This window comes from Paraburkholderia sp. UCT31, assembly GCF_014397655.1.
Taxonomy (GTDB): domain Bacteria; phylum Pseudomonadota; class Gammaproteobacteria; order Burkholderiales; family Burkholderiaceae; genus Paraburkholderia; species Paraburkholderia tuberum.
Window position 1 is genome coordinate 1 of sequence record NZ_VZQP01000238.1, and the last position, 227, is coordinate 227.

General features: G+C 68.3%; 1 protein-coding gene. It reads left to right on the top strand.

The annotated features are described in order from the left end of the window. Positions 1 to 227, top strand: a 227-nt coding sequence (locus F6X40_RS41790) for a transposase (RefSeq protein WP_187631923.1), incomplete at both ends; no start/stop codon positions are given.

Below are 227 nucleotides of genomic sequence, written 5' to 3' on the forward strand. Positions count from 1 at the left end.
GTCGCCCGACGGCGAGCACTGGATCGCCTGCCGCCCCGGCTTCTTCCTGCCAGTGCGCGTGCTCTCGCGCCTGTTCCGGCGCCGCTTCCTCGAAGCGCTCACCGATGCCCATCGGCACGGCCAGCTGCAGTTCTTCGGTGACTATGCAGCGCTCGCCGATCCCGCCACCTTTGCCCGGTGGCTGGCACCGCTGCGTGCCTGCGAATGGTTTGTGTACGCCAAACGTC